A 25,152-nucleotide genomic window follows, 5' to 3' on the forward strand; every position below is an offset into this window, starting at 1 on the left:
GAGGAATTGTGGATGAGCACGGGAGGGTTTGTGGAGGTCGTATAAGAGGAATGTCAGAGGATTGTAACTTTTCACTCCTTTGTGCATCTGATACAATGCGGGGCGGTAATAATCAGAGACAAAACATCGTCCTGTTTATGGTTGGAAAAATAACATAGAGTCGGGTGATCTTCACCCTATAGGAAAATACAATGTCTGCTAATGGTACTGAAAAACATGTGAAAGTTTTGGTCTTAGGGGCTGGCCCCGCCGGATTGTCTGCTGCTTTGTATGCGGCACGCGCTGAATTGGAGCCGGTGGTTTTAACCGGAATGCAGTTGGGCGGTCAGGCCGCGTTGACGCATGTCATTGAGAATTATCCCGGCTTCCCAACCGGCGTGGGTGGGGCGGAGTTGGGCGAGCTGTTTCAGAAACAGGCTGAGCACTTCGGTGCAAAAGTCGAGTTTGATATGGCGCATGAAGTGGACTTGTCACAGCGCCCGTATAAGGTCACAACGGACAGCGGCCAATATAAAGCTGACACATTGATCCTCACCACAGGTGCCAACCCGACTCATCTTAATATCCCAGGTGAAGTTGAATTAACAGGCCGTGGTGTTTCATACTGTGCCACTTGCGATGGTTGGTTCTTCAAGGATAAGAAAGTAGTGATCGTGGGCGGCGGTGATAGTGCCATCGAAGAAGGTCTCTTTATCACACGCTATGCTTCCTCTGTGACGATTATCCATCGCCGTGATGAATTGCGCGCCAGTCCTGTTTTGCAGAAGCGTGCGAAGGAACATCCCAAGATGAATTTCATTTGGGATACCATCGTGACTGAAGTTGTCGGTTCTGACAAACTTGAAACCTTGAAGTTAAAGAATGTAAAGACAGGCGCTGAATCCACTTTTGATACGGATGGTTTGTTCATCTTTATTGGTCATGTGCCAAACACACAGATGTTTAAAGGTCAGTTGGAAATGACCGACCTTGGATATGTGGTTGTGAATGACAAAATGGAAACCAGTGTGGAAGGTGTGTATGCGGCTGGTGAGATCGCTGATCCGCATTTCCGACAGGTGATCACATCCGCAGGGATGGGCGCAGCAGCAGCCATACAGGCGACTCGCTTCCTCGAAGCCGAAACAGCCTAACGTTAAAAAAAGAAACGAGAGAAGGACTCCTGTGCCGAATCGGCGAAATGGAGTCCTTCTTTTTGTCCGACCTGGCTGTCTTGTGTGTCTAAAGATGTGACATTTTGTACTTTTGGTCTAAGATACTTTCGGATAGAATTAACCAAAACTTACGGCGTTGAAACGCCGATCACTATTTGGAGGAACGATGAAGAAAATTTCCATTGTCGGCGCTGGGAATACCGGCGCAACCGCTGCTCACTGGCTCGCTGAACGCGAACTCGCGAACGTTGTCTTGTTGGATGTGGTGGAGGGAATGCCGCAAGGCAAGAGTCTCGACCTGTTGGAAGCCATGCCCATTATCGGTAAGGATGCAAAAGTGATCGGTACAAATGATTACGCCGATACCAAAGGCTCCGATATCATCATTATTACAGCCGGAATTGCGCGCAAGCCTGGCATGAGCCGTGATGATTTGTTGAAGACTAACGCGGAAATTGTTGGTAAAGCCGCTGTGGAAACATTGAAGCATTCACCGGATGCCATTTTTATTGTGTTGACCAATCCGCTGGATACGATGGCTTATCTCACAATGAAGATGACCAAACTGCCGCGTGCGCGTGTCATCGGTCAGGCTGGTATTTTAGACCTCGGCTCGCATGCGCGCTTTCGTTGCGATGGAAGCCGGCGTGAGTGTTGAAAAATGTAAATTGTTATGTGCTCGGCGGGCACGGCGATGAGATGGTGCCATTGACCCGTCACTCCAATATTGCCGGTATTCCTCTGCACGAGTATTTCCCTGCCGACAAACTTGAAGCGATCGTCAACCGTACACGCAAGGGCGGCGGTGAGATCGTGAATTTGCTCAAGACCGGTTCGGCTTATTACGCGCCTTCAATGGCCTGTGTACAAATGGCTGAAGCGATCTTGAAGGACAAGAAGTTAATCGTGCCTTGCGCCACTCACATGGAAGGCGAGTATGGCTTGAAAGATATGTACTTCGGTGTGCCTGTCATGTTGGGCGCCGGCGGCATGGAGAAGATCATTGAATATAAATTCGATGATGCAGGAGAAAGCCATGTTTGAGAAGTCTGCTGCGTCAGTGAAAGAGACGCATGAGGCTCTCAAGAGTGTAGTGACGTTATAAACGCCTGTCAAAAGTCGAAGGTCAAAGGTCGTAAGACAGGCCTTCGACTTTTGGCTTTAGACGATCAAATGTGCAAATTAATTCTCAAACAAAAAAGGAATAAGCCATGATCCTGCATGAACAAATTTCAGCTCAATTGCCCGCCTGGCGCGAGCGCATTAAGTCTCTTGCAAAAGAACACGCTGATGTAAAAGTGGATGATGTGACCATTGGTCAGATCGTTGGCGGTATGCGTGATATTAAATCCCTGCTCTCAGATGTTTCATTTGTTGATCCTGCAGAAGGGATTCGTTTTCGTGGTTTGTCGATCCCTGAATTGTTGAAGGCTTTGCCCAAAGCTCGCGGCGGTAAGATGCCGTTGGTGGGTGGTTTGTACTATTTGTTAATGATCGGCACAGTGCCGACCAAGGATCAGGCGCAGGAAGTGGAAGCCGAATGGGCCAAGCGCGCGATTGTTCCCGATTATGTTTACAAAATGCTCAAGACCATGCCCAAAGAGACTCACCCGATGACTCTTTTTTCTCAGGCTGTTCTTGCCTTGCAGAATGGCTCAGTCTTTGCGAGTAAATATCACAGCATGAAAAAGGATGTTTACTGGGAAGCCGCGTTGGAAGATAGTCTTGATCTGACCGCGAAACTGCCCGTGATTGCTGCGTATATTTATCGCATGAAATATTTTGGCGAATCATCCAAGCCGAAATACAATCCTAAATTGGATTACGGTGCAAACTTTTCCAAGATGATGAAAGTTTCAGACAAGAAGGGCTATTCTGAACTTGCCCGCTTGTATTTCATTTTGCATAGCGATCATGAAGCTGGAAATGTCTCGGCTCATACCATGCACCTCGTTGGATCAGCCTTCCGACCCATACCTTTCCTTCTCCGCCTCGCTTAACGGTCTCGCTGGACCTTTACATGGTCTGGCAAATCAAGAGTGTCTTGGCTGGTTGCTGGAAGTCCACAAGAAATTTGGCGGTGTCCCTTCACGCGACGATCTATATAAATTTGCATGGGACACCCTGAATGGCGGGCATGTCATCCCCGGTTATGGTCATGCTGTTTTGCGTGTGCCAGATCCACGCTATATGGCGCAAATGGAATTTGCAAAGAAGCGTTTCCCTGATGATGAGTTGTTACGCCTCGCAGACATGGTCTTTGATGTAGTGCCTGCCGTGCTTAAAGAACAGGGCAAAGCCAAGAATCCTGCCCCCAATGTGGATGCGATCTCAGGTACTTTGCAGTATTACTATGGCGTACGTGATTTTGATTTCTATACCGTATTATTCGGTGTAGGCCGCGCCCTTGGCGTGACAGCCAATTACGTTTGGGCCCGCGCCCTGGGACAGCCCATTGAGCGCCCCAAATCATTGACCACCAAGATGCTGGAAGATGTGGTGGCGAAGGCAAGTCAGCCTGCGTAAGTAATAAGTAGTTAAGTAGTAAATAGTAATTAGTTTTCAGTAAAAGAGGCTCCGAGAAATTTTCTCTGGAGCCTCTTTTATTATGCCTGAAATCTATCGATCAAAATGCGAAGTCGAAAACATTTTCTTTGAGGTAGTCATACCGTCCGCTGGCGCCGGCGTGACCTGCGCTGAAATTCGTTTGCAACAATACCAGATTGTCGCCTTTTTTGATGTCTCGTAAACGCGCCATGAACTTGGCTGGCTCCCAATACGCCACCCGTGGATCATTGAAGCCTGTGGTTAAGAGCAGGTCTGGGTATTCAACAGGACGGATATTATCGTACGGAGAGTACGAGAGCATATATTCAAAGTCTTCTTTATTTTCGGGATTGCCCCATTGATCGTATTCGAGAGTGGTGAGCGGAATGGTCGGATCGCTCATGCTGGTGATCACATCCAAAAATGGGACTTTGCAAATGACTGCCCCGAATAATTCAGGACGCATGATCATGCACGCCCCGACTAAAAGTCCGCCTGCAGAGCCGCCGATGATGCCGATCTTTTTTGAAGATGAAAAGCCTTCGTTTATCAGATGTTCGGTGCAGGCAATAAAATCTGTAAATGAATTTTTCTTGTAATATAGTTTGCCTTCATCGTACCATTCGCGCCCCATTTCAGAACCACCGCGGACATGCCCGATGGCGAAGATAAATCCGCGATCAAGCAAGCTTAGAATATTGGTGTTGAAGGAAGCCTCACTGCTTGCGCCGTAGGCTCCGTAGCCATAAAGCAGAACGGGATTTTTGCCATCTTTTTTCAGTCCCTTTTTATAGGCCATGGACATGGGAATCTTTTTGCCGTCGGATGCGGTGACGAAAACATACTCGGTGACATATTGCGTCTTTTCGTACCTGCCGGGGACCTCGTCTCCTCTTTGAGTACAGTCCATTCGCCTGTATCCATGTTGAAACTGACAACTGACATGGGAGTGGTCAACGAAGAATATCGAAAGCGCATCTGGTTGGTGCGGAATTCAAAATTGGCGTCAACGAATACTTCGTAGGTTGGATCGGGGAAGGCTACATAGCGGAGATTGCTGACGCCGTCCGTATGACTAACGCGGAGCTGGCGCAGTCCGTTTTTGCGTTCGTGCAGGACGATGTGATTTTCAAAGACATCCACGTGCTCGATCAAAACGTCTGCGCGGTTGCCGAGGATCTCTTGCCAGTTTTCCATGCCGGGCGCGGAGACTGGTGTTTTCATCAGTCTGAAATTACGGGCGTTGTCATTCGTAATGATAAGGAAGGAATCGCCCAGGTGGGTTGCATAATATTCAAGGCCGGGTTTACGCGGTTGCAGCACTTTTAACTCCGCGTCGGGTTTGTCTGCGGCGAGGAAGCGCATCTCCTGCGAGAGTGTGTTGTAGTGATAGATCATGATGTATTGCTGGCTGCGCGTTTTGAACAGGGTCAGGGAGAAAGTCTCATCTGTTTCGTGGAAGAGTAGTTCATCTTCTGAAGAGTTGGTGCCAAGCGTATGCCGAAAGAGTTGATAAGCCCGATGATAGGCATCCAGCGATAGATAATATAAAGTTTCGCTGTCTTCGGCCCATTCCGCGCCGACTGTAAAATAGACGCTGCCGTGTGTTCTGTTGATTGTTTCGGGATAGAGTGAGCCGTCATTTAAGTTCTTGATGTAGATCGTATAAACTTCCGCACCTTCAAGGTCCATGGAGTAGGCGAGCTTTGTTTCATCAGGACTGATGCTGAAGGCGCTGACACTGCAAAATTCATGGCCTTGTGCCAGTTGATTTTGGTCAAGCAAAATTTCCTCGGGCGCTTCGAGTGTATCTTTTTTACGGCAATAGACGGGATATTGTTTGTCGGCTTCCGTGCGTGTGTAATAAAAATAATTTCTGATCTTTTCCGGTGCGCTGCTATCGACTTCTTTTATCCGCCCTTTCATTTCCTGAAACAATGTGTCCTCCAAAGGCTGAATGTGCTTCAGCGCTTCCTCGAGGTATTGATTTTCAGCCTGTAAATATTCGACCACTTGCGGGTCTTCACGTTCCCTCATCCAGTAGTATTCGTCGATGCGTGTGATGCCGTGCTGAATGATCTTGTGGTCCCTTTTTGGAGCGGATTGAGTTTTTTGCATTTTATTCCTAAGGCCTTGCTGAATACTAATAAAAACGGATTTGGAAGCGGATAAACGAATGTGGCTAACGGTAATCTTTTGACGACATATCTGTAACGTTGATCAACTGACTATCAAGGCGGATGTAGATGTCACTGTTGAGGAGTTCGTATTCGGCGTTGTTGCGCATGAAGGCGGCGAGCGGAGCAAAATTATCAGCGATGACATCGGGGCGGAGTTGGCTGATGCTGTATTCGTAGATCCATTTGTTGTGACCGGGGTAGAACTCGCCGTGACCTGCGCTTTTGGCGACGATGGGGTCATTCAAGCCGAGCAGGTCAATGGTGGTGCGTTCGGAGTAGTATGGAATTTGCCCCGCGGCGTGGACGGCGATGACTGCTTCAGGGGCGGTGTTCTTTGCGATGTGCAGCGCGAGTTTCACGCGGCGGATGTCCGCTTTGAGCAGGGGTGCGTTGTCTATCGAATAGCCGAACCACGGTTCGCCGCTAATGAGCAGGAGAATCATCAACGCGAGGGGGATGGCAGGATTCGCTTTGGAAGTGGCGAATGCCGTTTGGGGCCGGGCAGTTTTCAGGTCGGTCAAGATGCGGCTCGTCATCCAACTAAATAAGATGATGAGGGCGGGCATCCCCTGGGTAATGAAACGATTCGCGGCGTTCGTTTCGGGTTCGGCGTAGTCGCCGCCGACGTAAATCGAGTAAGCGCATTGGGCGAGGAAGATGCCGAGTAGTAAAAGTGCTTCGCGGCTGCGTTGTGATCTATAGAAAAAAATGCCTGCGAGTGAGAAAAGTAAAAGGGCGAGAAAATCGCGTGCAGCGAATTCGATAAGGACGAGGAGTCCGCGGCGGAGGCGATCGAAGATGCTGAAGCCGGTTACTTTTTGATAATAGGTGATCGGGAGGAGTTCGCCGAAGTATGTTTTTTGAAAATAGAAGATGATAAAGATCGTGCCAAAGATCGCGATGACCGGAAGCGCTGCGCTGCGTTTGTCTTTTGCGAAAAGATAAGCCGCGATCAATACGGCGGCGATGGCTGCGTCAATGCGGACGATGATCGCGAGTGCGAGAAGAACGCTGATGAAAAAATTTTTATGGTCTGAGATGGCGAGTAAAATTGCGAGGTCAATTAATAAAGTGAGCAGACCCACTTCCATGCCGCGCAGTGACCAGAAGACGAGCGGAAAATAAAATGCGGTGATGAATGCGGCGAGCATAGGCGCGTGATTTGAATCGGGAAATAATTTTTGCGCGATCTGATGCACAACATAAATATTCGCAAGCAGGATCACAAGCGAGGTGAGCATAACGGCCAGTGAAATTTTTGATGCGGCGAAGGGAAAGAGATGCAGGAACGCCATGTAGAGCGTCCAGCCGAGATTGGTGAAACCCTCCACGGGCGGCTGGCCGATATTCCAGACCAGTCCGTGGCCTTGCGCGAGGTTGCGTGCATAGCGCATGGAGATCATGGCGTCATCTACGAGGGTGAAGTAGCGCTCTCCTTTAATATCAAAAAAGAGGTGCCGATGATGAAGCCCAGGTAGGCAAGCGCGGAGAGGATGAGGATGATCTGAAGCGGGGAACGTTTAGTCATAAGTGTTGGGATTATATCTTACGCTTTGGGCGGCTTGCGGGGGTAAATTTGAGGGGCGACGGAATGGACTTTCATTTACCACGAAGGCACAAAGACACAGAGACTCAAAGGTTTCTTGCCTTCGCGCCTTGCCTTTCGGTTAGCTCTTCATTTGCGGCGAAATTTCTTTAGCTTTTCATTGCAGATAAATAATTTTCATGAAGACTGGTCATGTGATGCTCCACGTGCCCAACTAAAATATAGATCAAGGCGCGCGCGCTGAACGTGTATCCGCTGGCGGTGCCGCGCTGATCGATGGCGGTTTCGCTCATGTTTTTGATGGCGAGAATATTTGCGCGGCGCAGGTGTTCAAACTCTGCGAGCAATTCACCGAGCGGGCGATCATCGAAGCTGGCTTCACGCACATAATCATCCTGCTCAAAACCGGGCAGCGGAGTTTTGTCATTGCGCGAGATGCACAGTAAACGATAAGAGAAAATGCGTTCCACATCGTTAAGATGCCCTACTAATTCCTTGATCGACCATTCGGCCGGGCCAAATTTAAAACGGGCCTGTTCGTCGGTGAATTTTCCGAGCGCGGCGTTCAGTTCATCAATTTGTTTTGGCAGGGCGGCGAGCACATCTCTGCGGGCGGTGGCTGGCCCAACATAGGCGCCATAATAGGGAGCATATTCTTCAGGGGCTGGAGGAGTGAGTTTCATTTTTCTTTTAGGGGCTTTCCTAGTTTTCCGAAGAATTATAACGTAAGGAAAACTTCTCAATCGCTGTATAATATGTCTGACATTAGGAGTTTTACATGACTATGACACTCGACACAAAACCTGCGACTATTCACAGCGACCGGAATCCGATTCTTCCTCTGGACCTCGGACCTGTGGAAGACACCAAAGTGAATCGCTCTGCCATTGAGCGGCGTGCCGCCACACTTCCAACCCGGCGCTCAGTCAAAAAAGAATGGCAGGCTGCGTGGCTGTTACAGGCCGTACAAAATATAGATCTGACCACACTCTCAGGCGACGACACCGAAGGGACAGTCCGCCGGCTGTGTGTGAAAGCACGTCAACCGATCCGCGCGGATTTGCTGAAAGACCTCGGCCTGGCGGATAAACACTTCACGACCGGCGCGGTTTGCGTTTATCACGGATTTGTATCTACAGCGGTTGAATGCTTTGCAGGGCACAGGCATTCCCGTGGCGGCGGTTTCGACCGGCTTTCCGGCGGGATTAAATCCGTTCAAACAAAAAATCGAAGAGATCGAAGCCTCGGTCAAAGCGGGTGCTTCTGAAATTGATATTGTCATCTCGCGTCAACTCGTGCTGACTCAAAACTGGCAGGCGCTGTACGATGAAGTGAAAGCCTTCCGTGAAGCCTGCGGACCTGCGCACATGAAGACCATTTTAGCAACAGGTGAACTCGGTACATTGAAGAACGTAATGCGTGCCAGTTTTATCTGTATGCAAGCCGGTGCAGACTTTATCAAAACATCCACCGGCAAAGAGCCGACTAACGCCACGCTGCCTGTCAGCCTGGTGATGACGCGCGCCATCCGCGCTTATTATGAATCCACGGGTTATAAAGTGGGATTCAAACCCGCCGGTGGAATTCGCACCGCGAAACAATCGCTTGATTGGCTGATCCTGATGAAGGAAGAACTCGGCGAAGAATGGATGCGCCCGAATTTATTCCGTATTGGCGCTTCGGCTTTGCTGAACGATATCGAACGTCAACTTGAACACTTTGCCTATGGGCGGTACGCGTCCATGCAATATCAAACACTGGGTTAAGAAAGAATATCCTATGCCTATTTCATCAGACCACAAAGAACTATTCCGCAACACCACGACAGACGATAAGCTAAATCTTTTCCAGTTATTGGTGGGAACCAGCGAATTGAATGTCAGCCTGACATTGGCTTTAATGAAGATCATTCATCGCGACTTAAAGAATAACGAAAATGATGACCGCTCTGTTTATAAGCGCTATGCTGAGACGATTGAGTCTCTGCGTTATCACATGCTCGATACGCTCCAACTCGCTGTGGCAACCTGGAAGAATCATCAGTCCACGGCTACGACACCGGCGGAGTGGTTTCATGATGATGGAAGTTCCAAGGAAACAAAATGACAATCCCTGAAATTCTCGAAACCCTTGATTACGGCGTTGCGCCTGAAACTTCAAAGCCTGCTTTGGATTGGATCGCTGCGCATGATGGGAAATTTCAACTCTTTATCAACAACGAATGGCGTGACCCTTCTTCGAAGGAATGGTTCGATTCAATAAATCCGGCGACGGCCAAAAAATTAGGTGACATTGCTCAGGCCAGTGATGCCGATGTGCAGGACGCGGTCAAGGCGGCGAGAAAAGCCTTTCGAAGCTGGTGCCAGTTATCAGGTCACGCGCGAGCGCGGTATTTGTATGCGATTGCGCGTCAGCTTCAAAAACATTCGCGTCTGTTTGCTGTCCTCGAAACACTTGATAACGGCAAGCCGATCCGCGAGACGCGCGATATTGACATTCCGCTTGTGGCCCGCCATTTTTATCATCACGCGGGTTGGGCGCAGATCATGTCCACTGAGCTGCGCGGATACGAACCGCTCGGCGTGGTGGGGCAGATCATCCCGTGGAATTTTCCGCTGTTGATGCTGGCGTGGAAGATCGCGCCCGCGCTGGCGATGGGCAACACGGTGGTCTTGAAGCCCGCTGAATTTACGTCGTTGACTGCGCTGTTGTTTGCGGAAATTTGTGAAAAGATTTTGCCGCCCGGTGTTGTGAATATTATTACCGGTGACGGAAGAACCGGCGCGGCGCTGGTCAACGCGGATGTGGATAAGATCGCGTTCACCGGCTCGACCGATGTGGGACGCATCATTCGTAAGGCGACGGCTGGTACGGCGAAAAAATTATCGCTTGAGCTGGGAGGAAAATCTCCATTCATCGTCTTCGACGATGCTGATCTGGATTCGGCAGTTGAAGGTGTAGTGGATGCGATCTGGTTCAATCAAGGACAGGTCTGCTGTGCGGGGTCGCGTTTGCTGGTGCAGGAAGGCGTGGCTGAAAAGATGTATCGCAAGTTGAAGGCTCGCATGGAAAAATTGCGGGTGGGGGATCCGCTTGATAAATCGGTGGACATTGGCGCGATCGTTGCGCCTGTGCAATTGCAAAGAATCGAATCGCTTGTGCAGCAGGGAATTGCTGAAGGCGCGCACATGTGGCAGCCTTCATGGTCTTGTCCGATGGAAGGCTATTATTACCCGCCGACTTTGTTTACAAATGTTGCGCCAGCTTCGACGATTGCGCAAGTGGAAATCTTCGGGCCGGTATTGGCCGCGATGACATTTAGAACGCCAGAAGAAGCTGTGAAACTGGCGAATAACATCCGCTTTGGTTTGGCTGCGTCCATTTGGAGCGAGGACATTAATCTCGCGTTGGATATTGCAACACAAGTCAAAGCCGGGACGATCTGGATCAACTCGACGAATTTATTCGATGCCGCTTCTGGTTTTGGCGGCTATCGTGAATCAGGTTTTGGAAGAGAAGGCGGGAAGGAAGGCTTGTTTGAATACGTTAAAAAGTCAAACGTCGAAAGTCAAAAGTCTGAGGTTTCAAAAGTCAAAAAGACGAAGGCAAAATTAAAAGACACCCGACCTTTGACCTTTGACCTTCGACCCGCTATTGATCGTACAGCAAAATTATTCATCAACGGAAAACAAGCCCGCCCCGATAGCGGATATTCCATCGAAGTGAAAGATGCAAATGGGACTGTGATCGGTGAGGTGGGACAAGGCTCTCGCAAGGATATTCGTAATGCGGTCGAGGCTGCCCGTGGCGCCGTGGACAAGTGGTCAAAGTCCACTGGGCATGGCAAGGCGCAGATTTTGTATTATCTCGGTGAGAATCTTGCCGCGCGCGCAGATGAGTTTGCGAAGCGCATCAGCCAGCAAACAGGCGCGGATGCAGAATCAGCCATGGGTGAAGTGGAAGCGAGTATTGAATCCCTGTTTACGGCCGCTGCCTGGGCGGACAAATATGATGGGGCGGTGCATAATACTCCGATCCGCAATGTGACGTTGGCTGTGCCCGAGGCAATTGGTGTGATGGGAATTCTGCTGCCCGATGATCATTCATTGCTGGCCTTGTGCAGGTTGGCCGCGTCTGCGTTGGCGATGGGCAACGCGCTGGTGATCGTCCCTTCGCCGATTGCGCCGCTGACCGCCACCGACTTTTATCAGGTGCTCGAAACTTCTGATGTGCCGGCCGGGACGTTTAACATCGTGACCGGTGATCGTGATGAACTGGCGAAGACTCTCGCTGAACACGATGATGTGGATGTGGTCTGGTACGCCGGCTCAGCCGATGGACAGAAGTCTGTGCAAACGGCTTCGGCCAATAACATGAAGCAGACCTGGGTGATGCCTGTCAGTGGTGACTTGCCTGAGATGGATGAGATCTTGCGTCACGCGACTCAGGTGAAGAATATTTGGGTTCCGTATGGGGGATGAGGCGTGATGAGTGAAAAGTGAGAAGTGAGAAGGGCTTTGAGGATGGTGGTCTCAAGGCTCTTTTTTTATTATTTTTGGATTGTACGCAATGCGAATATGGCTTAATACCTTGTCGCACTGCTTTGTGTAAAATGGAGGGGATTTCTCCCAGTTCTTTGAAAATTCGGCAATTGCAATCAATTGCTCATCTTGCCATGTATAAGATATAAGTCTTCGCACCCTTTTTTCTGAAGCGTAAACTCGTAGAACAATACTCAATGGAAAACCTGGTAGTCCAAATTCTCCATTAATATCTTTTCGCCTAATTAGCTTTCGCTTTAGTCGGTTTATAGCGCTTTTTATAACTCCGGTTAAATTTATCTCTGTAATTTCTTTTGAAACATCTAAAACTATATGCGCCTCTAGCCTTCTAAAGGCTTTTAGACTTGTGTTTTAAATAAGATAACTTTGTAATGTAATCGAGGAATAAAATTGTTTCTTTGTATCATTTCCTGACGAAAATTTCTTTTCCGAATTTCCCAATTAGTTTTGAATGAACTTCTTAATGTGTATATTCTGAAATTTAATTTCGACGCGTTATACCATAACAGCGAAGATTCAAATAGTTTGGGCGCTATCTCAGTAAATATTTTTTCGTTTTCAATGGCTTCTCTTAATAGTTTTCCGTTTATTACTGCTAGTGGCTGCACAGGTTTGTTGCAATCTATATTTACTAGAAATCTGTCAAAGTTTTTGCCGCCAAAATAGTAAGCTGCCCACGCTACTTGTAGTGATTCGAGTTGATGAACACCTCTGTGTGAAGTATCTATCTTTATGTTTATATTCAATTGTTGTTTGTTTTGTCCGCTTTCAATAAAGGAAATAATTTTTGAACCGTTATGACTTGCAAAACCGCTGGTGAGTAAGAATTTAATTCCAAGTGGCAGATTTTCAACACCTGACTTTTCTATGTAGGTTTGGTTATTAATAATAAAAATTAATAGTGCGGCAATTATTGAGCTGCAAGTGTCGAATAAGCTATCGAGAAGTTGTACTAAATCTGGTGCGTAAATCTCCTTTTCTTCTTTTATGTCAATATAGCGTATATCGTTTACACCATACTCAATTCCTCCATGGGAAATTGAGTTTCGAACGACGGAGTCAAATCCGTTTGTAAGGCTTAGATATCCTAGCTCAATCAATTTTTTAGTTCTTTGCGATAGAGCAAGTGATAGATAATTGCGGTTTGGCTTTCTAAGATGCCTAGTGGAATTTTGACTAGGTGGTTATATACTTGCTCGCAATATTTGATGTATTCAGGATGCCAAATATTTTCAAATGCCTGAATGCCACTGGTGAATCCATAGTAATTTTTTCCCTTCTTTAATCTGTCTGCTGGAACTAGGTCGAAGAAACGCAAAAATTGCTCTGCTGATATATTCCTCTTGATTTTTTAGTACGTCCAGAGTTCCCTGAGTATCTAGGCTTAAGATTGTTAAAATTTCATCAATAGCATGTGGATTTGTGTAACTAAAAGGAGCTTCAGTGGCGAAAATATATAAAGAGTTATGCCAACTATTGCTTGAAGGTTTTGATGTTAGCCAGTTTGAAAATTTCTCGCAAACAATATCAGCTTTGTGTTGACGTAATTGTTTAGCCAAAGAATGTTTCTTTATAAATTCATTCAGTGTTTCTTTTTCCATTACTTGTTTGTCCCAGAAATAAGCATGTTTTTCCCCCTTGTGTTTCGATGAGGCATTATACCGCCACAATCTCAGCTCCATCTTCCATATATTCCCTAATCTCAACTCAATGCTAAAATACTGTTCATGACAGAACCGACCGACCTTCCCGTTTTACCGTTTGAATCGAAAAAGAAATTTGCAGACTGGCTGGCGAAACAGCATGACAAGTCTGCGGGGGTGTGGATGAAGCTTGCCAAGAAAGGAGCGGGGATTCCTTCAGTCACATATCACGAGGCTTTGGACGTGGCTTTGTGTTATGGCTGGATCGACGGTCAGAAGCTGAGTTTTGACGAAAAATATTTTCTACAGAGATTCACTCCGCGCAGAGCGAAGAGTATCTGGTCAAAGATCAATACTGAGAAAGTGGCGAATCTGATCGCGAGTGGCGAGATGAAACCGTCAGGGTTGAAAGCGGTTGAAGCGGCGAAACAGGATGGACGTTGGGATGCCGCGTATGCATCGTCAAAGAATATTTCCGTGCCCGCAGATTTTCAGTCCGCGTTGGAGGGGAACAGGAAGGCGAAATCCTTTTTTGAATCCCTGACGAGCGGGAGACGCTATTCGTTTTTATTTAGAATTGAAACGGCGAAGAAAGCCGAGACGCGCGAGAAACGCATCCGCCAGTTTGTGGAAATGTTGGAAAGAGGGGAGACGTTTTAATGCAATGGGACTAGATCGGTATTTTTAGCGCGAGGCCGATGTTCCAAAGAATGATCGCGGCCAGTAATTCCGCGCCGCACATCCAAAGATCGCGCACCGCGTTATCCCATTCTCTTTTTGCATAGGCGAACGACGGCGCGTTTTTATCGTAAACAACATCAATTGATTCGCCTGATTTATATCGATACATTTTGAAGTTGCTGCTATCGACGATCTCAAAAATATACTCTTTATCATCCGGAGTCCGAAAAAAGATTTGTGGGTAGTTGACCTTGCCCAGGAATGATGTCATCAACCCGCCGGTTGGACCACCGTCCAGATGGACCAGACCTGTCGTGGGCACCCCGTTTTGTTTAATGTTTCGCATCCGCAAAAGCTGGGGGATGGCAGGAATCCCGGTCGCCAAACTGAGCAGGAATAATAAGGTGGCAAAAGCATAAGGCATGGGAAATTTCCTCCGTGAGAATAAATTGTATCCATAATATAACAGGTCTTTCATCGCATCTTCCCGTTTGGATTATACTGAAATGAAGATTTTACCCAACTCAAAAAGGAAACCGCCATGAGCACCCGTTATAAAATACGTCAAAACCTGATCTCCATCGGAGATGATTTCTGGATCGAAAATGAAGAAGGCAAAAAGGTCTACAAAGTAGATGGCAAAGTGCTGCGCATCCGCAAGACGCTTGTGCTGGAAGATGCCAAGGGGAAAAAACTTGCTCAAATTCAAGAACGCCTGTTGACCATCAAAGATACGATGGTCATTGAAGATGCAGATGGCAAGGACTTGGCCGTTATTAAAAAGGCGCTCATCGCTCCGCTGCGTGACAAATGGGATGTGAAAGTTAAGAACGGTTCTGATCTCGTTGTGCAGGGCAATATCCTCGACCATGAATACACGGTCAAGCAGGGACGCGATAAAGTTGCCGAAATTTCAAAGAAATGGTTCAGCATCACAGATACCTACGGCGTGGAAGTCAGATCCGGCCAGAATGACATTTTGATTCTGGCTGTGGCAGTTGCCGTTGATATGATGGCACACGGTGATGATAAGAAAAAGAAGAAGAAGGACGGAAAAGAAAAAGAGGACAGATAGAAATAAAAAACTCCTCCGAAGCATTTGGCTTCGGAGTTTTTTTATTAATTCTAGTTCTTACTGATCGGGTGGATCAACATGACCGGAATGTGCGCGTGATTCACAACTCTATCGGCCACACTGCCCATCAACCAGCGTTGAATGCCCGAGCGTCCATGCGTAGACATGGTGATCACATCAATATGCATCTCGTCCGCGACCGCCAGAATGATCTCGGGGATCGGCCCCTCACGCATAACACTTGTCACCTTGGTGCCATCCTGCGAGAGTTTGGCTACCTCGGCCTCCAGATAGGCTTCCGTTTCCTTTTCAGTTTCTTCAATGATCCTGCTTGCCAATCCCGGATTTCGCGAGAGCATTTCCAAATTCGGTGTAACTGGCACGCTCAAAAGCACGATCTCCGCGCCTTCAGATTTTGCCAGCGCCTGCGCATGGGGCAGAACTGCCTCCGCCAGCGGCGAACCATCCAGTGGAACTAAAATTTTCTTATACATGTTGCATCTCCTTGTTTGGAAGAACCTTCGAACAAGCTTAACTTCACAGTAGCACGAAAAAAATCCATTTACAAGTGATAATCAGCACATCGTATAATATCCGCATGAGCATCTATCTTGGCTGTCCTGTTTGGTCTTTCAAAGGCTGGGTCGGAAACTTCTACCCCAAAGGCACAAAGTCCACTGACTTTTTGCGCGAATATTCCAGCCGCCTGACCACCATCGAAGGCAACACCACTTTCTATGCCGTGCCCGCATCCAAAACCATCGAAGCGTGGATCGAACAAACGCCCGAGACCTTCCGCTTCTGTCCGAAGATTCCCAAGGCCATCAGTCACAATGGGAAGTTGACGGAGTATGTGGATCGCGCCCTGCATTTTGTTGAGGTCATGCGCCCTCTCGCATCGCGTCTTGGACCGATGTTCCTGCAACTGCCCCCCAGTTATTCGCCGCGCCTGTTGGATGATCTTGCCACTTTTCTTGCAGCCTGGCCAAAGGAAATTCGACTCGGTGTGGAAGTCCGCCATTTGGATTGGTTCGACGCCCCGCATCGCGACTCGTTGAATCAACTGCTTACGAGTCACAACATGGCACGCGTCGTGATCGATACCCGCCCGATCCGTAATTTACAAGGTGACGCATCCACTGCGGGCCGCTCCTATGAAAGTCTGCTTGAAGCGCGTGAACGTAAACCGGATGTCCCTGTCTTCTTGGAACGCACCACCGAATTTATTTTTCTGCGTTTCATCGGTCACCCGGATCTTGACCATAACCTTGGAGCTGGTCGCCGAGTGGGTGGATTATCTCGTCCCGCAGATGCAGCAAAATGTAGATGTCTTCATCTTCTGTCACTCGCCTGACAACATGATCGCCCCCGATATCTGCCGTGAATTTCAGCGCCGCATCGCTTTAAAAATAAACATCCCGCCGTTACCGTGGGATGAAATCAAACCTGACCTTCCAGAACAACCAACTTTGTTTTAATCAAAATCGGAGTGCGGACTTCAGTCTATATATATCAAAGACGAATACTGTTTCCTAAGTGAATAACTCACATTATGCAAATACAACTCCGAAGGAGTGGAATGATTCTAGCTCCAATATGAAAAAATTTCAAAACCCTGAAGGAGTGTCATGGTCGTTCAGAGGTATGATGTCATCCCTTCGGGATTTGTGGATTCTGCGCCCCAATCTATAATCTTGCCATCCCTTCGGGATTGTTACCGCGTAAGCTGACAGTTAATAGATCTGTTTTTTTTGACCACCACCTACAGGATAATAAATAGCCTCTAAATTTTTTCCACCCACTGCGCGCGCCAGGTGGGCGCCTCAAAAGAGCCAGGCCAGAATTCGATCTGCTTCCATATTTTTCCATCACGAACAGTGGAAAAAGTAATACAGCGATCTTTAAGCTTCCCATCTGAAACACTGACATCCGTCACAACCAGCTCGCCATCTTCAGCGATGTGATTAAGGTTGAATGTCCACTGGCCGGCGGCGGGATAGGCTGTGTTGAGCGCCGAGAAATTTTCGCGCCCGTGAATCCGCTCACAGGATTGCGGCCATTCCAGAATATAGTCATCGTGCAGAAGTTGGCCCACGGCGTAAAAATCGTTGGTTGCCATGGTCTTCCAAAATTGCTCAAGGATTTGTTTATTGGTCATGTTTTGTTAATTCCAGTAAAACTCTCATGGCACGGTCCGCATCTTTCACGGGGATAAAAATATGATCGTGATAAAACGCCGCCACTATATTGCAGCTAATGCCCGCATCTGTCAGAGACCGGGAAACTGCCGCAGTCAGGCCAACAGCTTCGAGCGAAGAATGAACCGTGAGTGTGATCCAGGCGCATGTCATCGGGTAGGGAATGCCCATTGAGTCCGCTTTTTCCTTTTGTAGAATTACAGTCACGCCTTCTTTTTCAAGAAAATAAAATAATGGATCAAGAGACAGTGCATGTTCTTTTGACTCAGCAAGACAATAAACATACTCACCCGGATTGAGCTCGGGTTTCATGCCTTGAATCAATTTGCGCAGATCGGTTTCGCCGGACATTTATTTGCGTTTTACATCCAGAATGGCGATCTTGGTCGAATGGTTGAACGGAGCGGGATCAGTGATCGGTGTGCCAACGATGTTATAGCCTGTGAAATCTTCGGGCACGGGGATGATCTCCTGATTTGCAGGTAGCCGTCTTTGCATAAGGCTTCGAGCGTTTGCATGTATTCCTGCCCGCTGACGAAGAGCGCGTTGTTGATCGCAACCAAATAACCGCCATCATTGATCAATGGACGGACTTTGTTAATGAGCCGCGCGCTTTCATGTTCCTGATCCACTTTGCCTTTGGTGGTGGTCGAGAAGAACGGCGGGTCAATGATGACACAGTCAAAGAATTTCTTTTCGCGTTTCATGTTGCCAACCTGCTCAAAGAAATCGCGTGGAATGAAACTTCCCTTTTGAATGGGCAGGCCGTTAAGGGTGTAGGAATCTTTTGCGAGATTAAGGAAATCACGGCTTAGATCAATTTGCACGACCTGACTTGCTCCGCCTTTGCGCGCAGCGACGCCGAAGCTGCCGGTGTAGGCGAAGGTGTTCATCACTGATTTGTCTTTTAGATTTTCGAGCAGCCACTTGCGCAGGTTGCGGGTATCGAGATACAGGCTTGAGTCTCTATTCAATGTTAAGTTGATGGCATACCAGATGTCGTGTTCTTTTATTTTGCGATCTACTTCTGTGCCGAATAAAATTTTTCCGCATTTGTCTTCGTGTGTTGCGCCGTTGCGTGTTTTGATAATTCCTGCACGCAGCCAGGGCAGGGAAGTGGTCAGGAATTGTTGCGCTTCCTGAACGAGCAGTGGGCCCTGTTCGGGATCATTGGCGTAGTTGTGAACGACAGCCGTGGATGCATAAATATCGATCACAAGATCGGGACAGCCTTCACTGAATCCGTTGAAGAGACGGAAGGCGGTTTCATGTTTGGGGTCGATTAATGAGGCACGTGAGGTGAGGGCTTTTTCAAGCAGGGAAGTGAGTGAGTTTGTCATGTTAATCCATTTGTATTTTTACTTCATTGATTATTTTTTCCGGCATGGCTTCGCCGAGTGAGGATGTGCCGCGTTCGATGATCTGCACAGTATATTCTCCGGGCGGCAGGCCGGTGAGTGTGGCATCCAACTCTGAGAAGCACATACAGCGGCAGCCTTCTCCGCTCCATGTTTCGTAGATCATGATGCGGTTGTCTGCGATGGCGTGACTTAAGTCCGCTTTGCGGCAGCATTGATGGTTTAGCGCGTGATGGAATTTGATGGAATGACCTTCAGTGCTAATCTTTATTTCGTCTGGATTAAAGATCAGGCTGCGGGTTGCCATGCCTTTCTCTGTTTCAGCGCATCCGTGGATAGAGGAAATAAAAGATGGAGAAATTGTCATGAATTGATTGTATCGTATTATGAAAAGTCTCTAACTTTGAGAACTGTAAGAGCGTCTTTATATCTTTTTTATGTTCTTCACATTGAACACGGAGATTTGCCTGGTGCCCAAAATTGACTGCGCATCCGCATTTAATTCCACCCAGTAAAAACTGCGGTGTTCTGAGTACGGATCGACTTTGAAGACCACGCCTTCATACCAGCCTTCGCGGTCTCCAAATTTCGAATCCAGATAGATTTTTACACGGTCATTTATTTCGATTTCTTCGTTCATTTATTTTCGATTTGTAAACCAGAACAGCCCTGCGCCGATCAAAGCCGTGATTGCGCCGTTGGTGATCCACTGCGGATCGCCGCGCATAAATGTGCCCGGTAAAATATTAAGTCCCTGCAAGGCCCAAATGATGCCGGAGAGCATAAGCAGAACGGCGAAAATTTTAAGAATAGTTTTTACGGTTGAATTCATATTTCTCCTGAATAATCATACTGTTTACATATTTACATATCTACTTGTTTACTTCTCTACCCGTTTACTTTTCCTCTACCTTGCCAGCGCAAGCATCGTCCGAAACGCGAGATAGATCGTGACCATGTCATCAGCAACGTAATCCACGCGGCGGTCAGTTGTCCGTTTGGCATGGGGCATCAACGCGGCACGGTCTGCCATGTCTGATTGGATAAATTCCAAAGTCATCTTGATCGGTTTGGTCACCTTGAATGGCTTCGGCGCTTTTTTAGTTTTCAAATTAAGTACAGCGCGTTTGGCAACTTCTTCAATTAAACTCGCGGTCGCGGCGGGCGGTAAACACTCCGCAGACATACGGCTGACTGCTTTCTTGACCTGCGCCACTTCAATTTTGTTGCCGAAAAAATCCTGAACTTCTGCGCACAGAGTCTGGTCGCCTGAAGCCATGATGATGGGAACATTGAAATGTCCACAGACTGCACCATTCAAGCCCGCTTCACCAAACGCCCGATCATTGATCCACAAACCGGAGACACGTTCATCAGACCAGGTATGATCGAGAATTGCGTTAACCGCACCCATGCGTCCGTGATATCCAACGAACATCACGCCATCCACATCTTCATCCACGCCATGCACCATTGAAAGCGGCGAAGGCGATCCGGAATTTAACGTGGCGCGCGAATCCAATTCCTCGATCAAAATATTCCTGCCGTTGTTGTGACCATCCGTCACTGCCACAGATGACGCGCCGCCAGCGAACGCTCCACGAATGGCGGCGTTCACATCCTCGGTCATCAATTTGCGAAAGCGGGAATACTCAGCGTGATTTGGATTCACCTGATCCCAATGTACCACGCCTGTGATTCCTTCCATGTCTGCTGCGATTAAAATTTTCATTGCTGCTCCTATGATTTTATGGCACGAGTTGCCATGTAAGTTTCGATATATTCGCTGATCCGTAGACCATTATGATGATCTTCATACATCCCGATGATTGAAAACCCCGCATCCATCTGACCTCCCAACTGGTCGGTCAACGAGTGGCCGAATTCTGCGGGACGGTTTTCCTTAAGCAGGCGTTCCATTCCATAGGTTTCTATATCCGAAAATGGATTTTTGCGTGACGTTAAGAATTCCATTATCCAAATCATCAAAATCGAAAGATAAAATAAAGGATTATAAAGCCCGCCAGCATACTTCCGCCGTGACGTAATACGCGATACGCTTCCTTCCAGACCGGCCTGATCTCATGGATAAATAAATTGGATACCGGATGAAAGATGAAATCAAAACTTTCATCTGCGAATACAGAAAGGTCGCGCATATCACCTTCCACCGTGCGGATGGTTAAGCCTTCACGCTCCGCTACTTCACGGTCACGCGCCAGTTGGGCGGGGGAGTTGTCGAAGATGGTCACTTCTGCGCCAGCCGCCGCCATGATCGGTCCCTGCTGACCACCGCCGCAAGCCAGCCCGAGGACTTTCAGCCCCGGCATGGGCGGGAACCACTCACGCGGTACCGGCTTGTTCTCAGTTAACACGATCGACCAATCTCCAGTCCGCGCACGGGCAATTAATTCTGGTGATACGGGAACTGTCCACGGGTTTGTGCCTGACTGAACCTGACGATCCCAAGCCTCACGGTTGTATGCTCGAATATCCATTTAATTTCCTCTTGAGTCTAAAAATAATATCGGAAGTCATGAAAGACTTCCGATATTATAAAAGGTTATTTGACTTACTTGTTTTCCTTGATGATCTTTTTCACATCGTTTGCATGTTCCAATTCATGCGGGCCAAATACCCAGAAAATATCCTCCAATGAACCTGCCTCGCCCCACGGCAAAGTGGATTTTTGCACGACCATTTCTTCCGTTACCTGCCGTGTTAGTGCGATCAATTTGGCGCGGGTATCCACATATTCACGCACGATGAGGTCATAACTTAATCCTTCACGCGTGCTGACCGTTTCATCGTTGTAAACTGTTGTGCCGCGCATGGCAGGCGTAGGCGGAGTTTCCCCTTTAAGCAGGGCGTTGACAAAACCAATTGCGGCATCGTCCCAGCCGGAAAGATGCGCAACGATCTCACGGATTGTCCATAAGGGATAGATCTTGCGGTTTTTATCAATTTCGTTCAATTGCGCCATCATGACGGTGTGTGAACTTTCAAGAGATTTCAGAATTTCTTCGCGTTTTCCCATTTTGTTTTCCTTATTTTGATTTGTGAAATAGAGACGCGTGCTATAAACAAAATTTTACACCCGGATGATCGGGTGTAAGAAAAGTTAATATTCTTGTAAGTAATTTAATCGCCGCATGGAGAGGCTGTTCACGTTATTAAATAAAAAATCCGCGCCTGCAAAGCAGGCGCGGATTTTTGTATATTAGGGATTAGGCGTGCCTTCGACGGCGATTCCGACCCATGAGAAGTCGCGCTTGTCACTGACTGCGCCCGAGGCTGCCCATATCGGCTGGCCCTGATCATCTGTGCCAGCCTGCCGGACTGGGGTGATCCACCAGCGCAGAATATGCGCTACATTGTCTTTCGGACGGTAGGATGTGGGCACAATGTATTTCGTGTCGGTCACGTAATCGGTCAGGCGGCGGGTCTGACTGGCGGTAATATCTTCAACTGTGATCTGGTATGCCTCGCCATCGCGTAATGTACCCACGGATGCCCATTGCAGGGTCACCACGTCATTTGCCAGGGTGAAGGCTGCTCCGTCCGCAGGCAGAAGCAGGTTCGGGGCGGGGTAGGGAGGCGGAATAGTCGCCGTGGGAGTAGCTCCGGGAGTGGCAGCGCGGAAACAGAGCGGGATGAGTAAGTTCGCTCCCACAAACACGTTGTCGGTGGTTAATCCATTAAATTCTTTAATAGCGTCCATTGGAACTGCATAGTTTAAAGAAATGCTGGAGAGGGTGTCGCCATCCTGGACGGTGATCGGCACAGTTTCGCAGGATTGTTTGGTCGCGTCTACTGGCAGCGGGGTATTGGTTGCGGCAGGGGCAATCGTGGGGGTTGGATAGGGAATCTTTAGCACTTGCCCGACGCTGATCGGGCAACTGGAAGCCAGGTTATTTGTAATGATGATGCTTTGAACAGAGATGCCAAAAGTATATGCGATCTGTGAACAAGTGCCATCGCCTGCGGCAACCGTGTAATCAAAAGGAGGTTGAAGAGTTGCGGTAGGAACGTCTGTCGGTGGGATGGTGGCTGTGGCTGGCAATGTAGCCGTTGGTGTTTCTGATGGGGTGGGGGTTATTGCAGGGTCGAAAGTTCCCTCTGGCGCTCTGGCTCGTAATAGGAAAAATACAATGACAGCGGCGACAACGATCACGACTGCAACGATGCCGACTGCGGCGGGCAGGCTTAATGTGACCACAGGCATACGGCTGGCTTGCACCGATTTTTCCACTTTTTTTGCTGCTTTGGGTTCAGGCTTTGCGTTGAACTCTGTGCCGCATACAAGGCAGCGCGTTGCGCTTTCACTTAAACGTGTTCCGCAAGTGGGGCAGACTTTTGTTTTACTGGAGTTGGTTTCTAGGCTCATACTGTAAAAATTATACCTTGATTTTTAATTTGGAACTTTTGGGGCTTTCTACGTTCCCTCTACGACTACCATGTTTGTTCGCGCGTATTGATGACGCAATGCGCGGGCCGGCGCATATTCGGGTGAATTTACCCAGTTTTTGGCTTGTTCGACCGAGGGAAATTCAAGGATCACGAGACGTTTTGCCTGCCAGTCGCCTTCCAATGTTTCGTTTGGTCCGCCGCGTGCGATGTATTTCCCGCCATACAACTTCACCGCCTCAGGCGCCAATTTGACATATTCCTTGTACCCTTCAGGGTCAAGTACTTCAATATCTACGATCACGTATGCGGTCATGATTTATCCTTTGTTTCTGCCGGGATGATTTTGGGCAGCGTTGTGACCAGCACTTTGTCCACGCGGCGGCCATCCATATCCATTACTTCAAAGCGATACCCGTTCCATTCAAAATTTTCAGCGGCTTGAGGTACGCGTCCGAGCAGGGTCATGATGAAGCCGCTTAATGTTTCATACTCATCTTCGTGCGGGAGCAGCTTAAAGTCAAAGAGTTCCTTGAATTCATCCACTTCCAACATGCCGTCCAACAGCCACGAACCATCCTGTCTTTGGGTGGCTTGCGGTTCCTCGAATTCCATCGCGCCGACGATTTCTTCCAAAATATCGTTGATGGTTAACAGTCCCTGCAGGCCGCCAAATTCATCCACGACCAGCAGGAGTTCGGTATTCTTTTCTTTAAAGAGTTCGAGTGCGCGCGAAGCGAACATGGTTTCAGGAATAAAGTAAGCCGGCTTAAGCAGGGCTTTTAGTTCGATATCCTTGCCGGATAAACTCTCCACCAAAAGATCGCGGGATTTTACAATGCCGACAATCGTTTCAAGCGAATCCTGTCTAACGGGAAACCGTGAATAAGGACAATCGGCAATTTTTTCGCGGATCTCTTCGATGGAATCAGCGACATCCAGCCAGACCAGGTCCGTGCGCGGAGTCATCAGCGAATAGACGCGTGAATCGCCGAGGCTGAAAATCCCCTCGACCATATCCTGTTCGGCTTCCTGAAAGACTCCCGCCTGTGTTCCCTGGCTGATCAGCATTTGGAGTTCCTCTTCTGTAATGGGTGGTTCAGAGGAAGCATTGACACCAAACAGGCGCAGAACAAAATTTGTTGCCAGACTCATAAGTTTAATGAATGGAGAAAAAATTCTTGAGAGGAAAAGCATCGGCCCGGCGACAACCTGGGCAATTTTTTCCGGGCTATTAAGCCCGAGTCTTTTGGGTACCAATTCACCCAGCCAGATGGTTAGGACCGTAATGGATATAACTACAATTCCCAGCGCAATCGAAGTGCTATAGACACCGATGTAGGGAACATTTTGCAATGCCTTTCCTAATGATTCTGCGATGGTTGCGCCGCCGACCGCACCAGCCAGAACCCCGATCAGGGTGATTCCAATCTGGACTGTGGAGAGAAAAATATTTGGGTCTTCGATCAGTTTGAGGGCTAATGCTGATGATTTATTGCCTTCGCCTGCCTGTTGTTGCAGACGTGCCTTGCGTGAAGCAACCAGCGCGGCTTCTGACATGGCAAGAAGGGCGTTCACCAATATCAGAATAAAAATCATTATTATCTCATTTGCAATGCTCATGGTTTCCTTAATTAAATTAATCTAAAAGTTAAAAATATATTATGCAGGATTAAAACTATATGCCGTGAAACTCGATTCACGGCAGGAAAAATCTCTCGTCAATTGGGATGAACGATTTGTATCTGGAGGAAAACCTGAATCAGGCTCTGTAGGGATTTCTGACATAGTATTTATTACA

25 protein-coding genes and 4 pseudogenes are annotated in these 25,152 nt (G+C 48.1%); 9 read left to right on the forward strand and 20 right to left on the reverse strand.

From position 1 onward, the window contains the following. The first annotated feature begins 191 nt into the window (after nt 1-191). The 3 genes and pseudogenes from trxB (at nt 192) to IPL71_RS17945 (ending at nt 3,680) form a co-directional block, all read left to right on the forward strand. Complete coding sequence (trxB, locus tag IPL71_RS17935) at nt 192-1,133, forward strand: thioredoxin-disulfide reductase (RefSeq protein WP_345323989.1); 942 nt, start codon at nt 192-194, stop codon at nt 1,131-1,133. A gap of 187 nt (nt 1,134-1,320) precedes the next feature. Beyond that, a pseudogene (mdh, locus tag IPL71_RS17940) lies at nt 1,321-2,259 on the forward strand (malate dehydrogenase). Nucleotides 2,260-2,365: 106 nt separating this feature from the next. Further along, nucleotides 2,366-3,680 (forward strand): annotated as a pseudogene (locus IPL71_RS17945) (citrate (Si)-synthase). A 100-nt stretch (nt 3,681-3,780) separates the two neighbouring features. Here the strand turns inward: IPL71_RS17945 and IPL71_RS17950 are convergent. From IPL71_RS17950 to IPL71_RS17965, 4 genes are all read right to left on the reverse strand, one after another. Next, complete coding sequence (locus IPL71_RS17950) at nt 3,781-4,506, reverse strand: prolyl oligopeptidase family serine peptidase (RefSeq protein ID WP_345323991.1); 726 nt, start codon at nt 4,504-4,506, stop codon at nt 3,781-3,783. Beyond that, nucleotides 4,479-5,819: a S9 family peptidase gene (locus IPL71_RS17955; protein ID WP_345323992.1), complete on the reverse strand. Its 1,341-nt coding sequence runs from the start codon at nt 5,817-5,819 to the stop codon at nt 4,479-4,481. Before IPL71_RS17955 ends, IPL71_RS17950 begins: the two co-directional genes overlap by 28 nt. A 64-nt stretch (nt 5,820-5,883) precedes the next feature. Further along, nucleotides 5,884-7,284: a DUF8728 domain-containing protein gene (locus IPL71_RS17960; RefSeq protein ID WP_345323994.1), complete on the reverse strand. Its 1,401-nt coding sequence runs from the start codon at nt 7,282-7,284 to the stop codon at nt 5,884-5,886. A 292-nt stretch (nt 7,285-7,576) separates the two neighbouring features. Beyond that, complete coding sequence (locus IPL71_RS17965) at nt 7,577-8,110, reverse strand: DinB family protein (RefSeq protein ID WP_345323996.1); 534 nt, start codon at nt 8,108-8,110, stop codon at nt 7,577-7,579. A gap of 101 nt (nt 8,111-8,211) precedes the next feature. Between IPL71_RS17965 and deoC the strand changes: the two are divergent. The 3 genes and pseudogenes from deoC to IPL71_RS17980 all read left to right on the forward strand — a co-directional run bounded on the left by deoC (nt 8,212) and on the right by IPL71_RS17980 (nt 11,908). Further along, nucleotides 8,212-9,193, forward strand: a pseudogene (gene deoC, locus IPL71_RS17970) (deoxyribose-phosphate aldolase). Between the two features lie 13 nt (nt 9,194-9,206). Beyond that, nucleotides 9,207-9,533 carry a hypothetical protein gene (locus IPL71_RS17975; RefSeq protein WP_345323998.1) on the forward strand — a complete coding sequence of 109 codons (327 nt, stop codon included), beginning with the start codon at nt 9,207-9,209 and terminating at the stop codon, nt 9,531-9,533. Continuing rightward, nucleotides 9,530-11,908 carry an aldehyde dehydrogenase family protein gene (locus IPL71_RS17980; protein ID WP_345324000.1) on the forward strand — a complete coding sequence of 793 codons (2,379 nt, stop codon included), beginning with the start codon at nt 9,530-9,532 and terminating at the stop codon, nt 11,906-11,908. The genes IPL71_RS17975 and IPL71_RS17980 overlap by 4 nt, the downstream gene beginning before the upstream one ends. A gap of 419 nt (nt 11,909-12,327) precedes the next feature. Here the strand turns inward: IPL71_RS17980 and IPL71_RS17985 are convergent, their stop codons facing one another. Continuing rightward, complete coding sequence (locus IPL71_RS17985; RefSeq protein WP_345324001.1) at nt 12,328-13,089, reverse strand: hypothetical protein; 762 nt, start codon at nt 13,087-13,089, stop codon at nt 12,328-12,330. Between the two features lie 132 nt (nt 13,090-13,221). After that, nucleotides 13,222-13,590, reverse strand: coding sequence for a hypothetical protein (locus tag IPL71_RS17990; RefSeq protein WP_345324002.1), 369 nt, complete (start codon nt 13,588-13,590; stop codon nt 13,222-13,224). A gap of 126 nt (nt 13,591-13,716) precedes the next feature. On the opposite strand from IPL71_RS17990, the gene IPL71_RS17995 reads away from it, so the two are divergent. Continuing rightward, nucleotides 13,717-14,292: a YdeI/OmpD-associated family protein gene (locus tag IPL71_RS17995; protein WP_345324003.1), complete on the forward strand. Its 576-nt coding sequence runs from the start codon at nt 13,717-13,719 to the stop codon at nt 14,290-14,292. A gap of 10 nt (nt 14,293-14,302) precedes the next feature. On the opposite strand, the gene IPL71_RS18000 is transcribed toward IPL71_RS17995, so the two are convergent. After that, nucleotides 14,303-14,737: a DUF3592 domain-containing protein gene (locus tag IPL71_RS18000; RefSeq protein WP_345324005.1), complete on the reverse strand. Its 435-nt coding sequence runs from the start codon at nt 14,735-14,737 to the stop codon at nt 14,303-14,305. 117 nt (nt 14,738-14,854) lie between these two features. Here IPL71_RS18000 and IPL71_RS18005 point away from each other — a divergent pair, with 117 nt between their 5' ends. Beyond that, nucleotides 14,855-15,388: an LURP-one-related/scramblase family protein gene (locus IPL71_RS18005; protein WP_345324007.1), complete on the forward strand. Its 534-nt coding sequence runs from the start codon at nt 14,855-14,857 to the stop codon at nt 15,386-15,388. A 50-nt stretch (nt 15,389-15,438) separates the two neighbouring features. Here IPL71_RS18005 and IPL71_RS18010 read toward each other — a convergent pair whose 3' ends face one another. After that, nucleotides 15,439-15,882, reverse strand: a complete 444-nt coding sequence (locus IPL71_RS18010; RefSeq protein WP_345324009.1) for a universal stress protein — start codon at nt 15,880-15,882, stop codon at nt 15,439-15,441. 104 nt (nt 15,883-15,986) lie between these two features. Here IPL71_RS18010 and IPL71_RS18015 point away from each other — a divergent pair, with 104 nt between their 5' ends. Then, on the forward strand, nt 15,987-16,742 hold the full coding sequence (locus IPL71_RS18015) for a DUF72 domain-containing protein (RefSeq protein WP_345324011.1): 756 nt from the start codon (nt 15,987-15,989) through the stop codon (nt 16,740-16,742). 429 nt (nt 16,743-17,171) lie between these two features. Here IPL71_RS18015 and IPL71_RS18020 read toward each other — a convergent pair whose 3' ends face one another. The 12 genes and pseudogenes from IPL71_RS18020 to IPL71_RS18075 form a co-directional block, all read right to left on the reverse strand. Next, complete coding sequence (locus IPL71_RS18020; protein ID WP_345324013.1) at nt 17,172-17,546, reverse strand: nuclear transport factor 2 family protein; 375 nt, start codon at nt 17,544-17,546, stop codon at nt 17,172-17,174. Continuing rightward, a complete protein-coding gene (locus IPL71_RS18025; protein ID WP_345324015.1) occupies nt 17,536-17,937 on the reverse strand; it encodes an ACT domain-containing protein in 402 nt (133 codons plus the stop codon). Before IPL71_RS18025 ends, IPL71_RS18020 begins: the two co-directional genes overlap by 11 nt. Nucleotides 17,938-17,948: 11 nt before the next feature. Then, entirely contained in the window at nt 17,949-18,926 is a 978-nt protein-coding gene (locus IPL71_RS18030) for a class I SAM-dependent methyltransferase (RefSeq protein WP_345324017.1), read from the reverse strand. Between the two features lies 1 nt (nt 18,927). Next, nucleotides 18,928-19,311 (reverse strand): hypothetical protein, encoded by a 384-nt coding sequence (locus IPL71_RS18035; RefSeq protein WP_345324019.1) that lies wholly within the window; start codon nt 19,309-19,311, stop codon nt 18,928-18,930. 57 nt (nt 19,312-19,368) lie between these two features. Further along, complete coding sequence (locus IPL71_RS18040) at nt 19,369-19,584, reverse strand: hypothetical protein (protein ID WP_345324021.1); 216 nt, start codon at nt 19,582-19,584, stop codon at nt 19,369-19,371. Further along, nucleotides 19,585-19,776, reverse strand: coding sequence for a hypothetical protein (locus IPL71_RS18045; protein ID WP_345324022.1), 192 nt, complete (start codon nt 19,774-19,776; stop codon nt 19,585-19,587). 75 nt (nt 19,777-19,851) lie between these two features. Next, nucleotides 19,852-20,676: a M55 family metallopeptidase gene (locus tag IPL71_RS18050; RefSeq protein ID WP_345324024.1), complete on the reverse strand. Its 825-nt coding sequence runs from the start codon at nt 20,674-20,676 to the stop codon at nt 19,852-19,854. 8 nt (nt 20,677-20,684) lie between these two features. Continuing rightward, nucleotides 20,685-21,442: pseudogene (locus tag IPL71_RS18055) on the reverse strand (class I SAM-dependent methyltransferase). 74 nt (nt 21,443-21,516) lie between these two features. Further along, nucleotides 21,517-21,981 (reverse strand): maleylpyruvate isomerase N-terminal domain-containing protein, encoded by a 465-nt coding sequence (locus IPL71_RS18060; protein ID WP_345324026.1) that lies wholly within the window; start codon nt 21,979-21,981, stop codon nt 21,517-21,519. A 183-nt stretch (nt 21,982-22,164) separates the two neighbouring features. After that, nucleotides 22,165-23,331 (reverse strand): LysM peptidoglycan-binding domain-containing protein, encoded by a 1,167-nt coding sequence (locus IPL71_RS18065; protein ID WP_345324028.1) that lies wholly within the window; start codon nt 23,329-23,331, stop codon nt 22,165-22,167. 48 nt (nt 23,332-23,379) lie between these two features. Then, on the reverse strand, nt 23,380-23,667 hold the full coding sequence (locus tag IPL71_RS18070) for a DUF1330 domain-containing protein (RefSeq protein WP_345324030.1): 288 nt from the start codon (nt 23,665-23,667) through the stop codon (nt 23,380-23,382). Then, complete coding sequence (locus tag IPL71_RS18075) at nt 23,664-24,950, reverse strand: hemolysin family protein (RefSeq protein ID WP_345324031.1); 1,287 nt, start codon at nt 24,948-24,950, stop codon at nt 23,664-23,666. The genes IPL71_RS18070 and IPL71_RS18075 overlap by 4 nt, the downstream gene beginning before the upstream one ends. Between the last annotated feature and the right edge of the window lie 202 nt (nt 24,951-25,152).

This window comes from Candidatus Villigracilis proximus (assembly GCF_016717045.1).
GTDB lineage: Bacteria > Chloroflexota > Anaerolineae > Anaerolineales > Villigracilaceae > Villigracilis > Villigracilis proximus.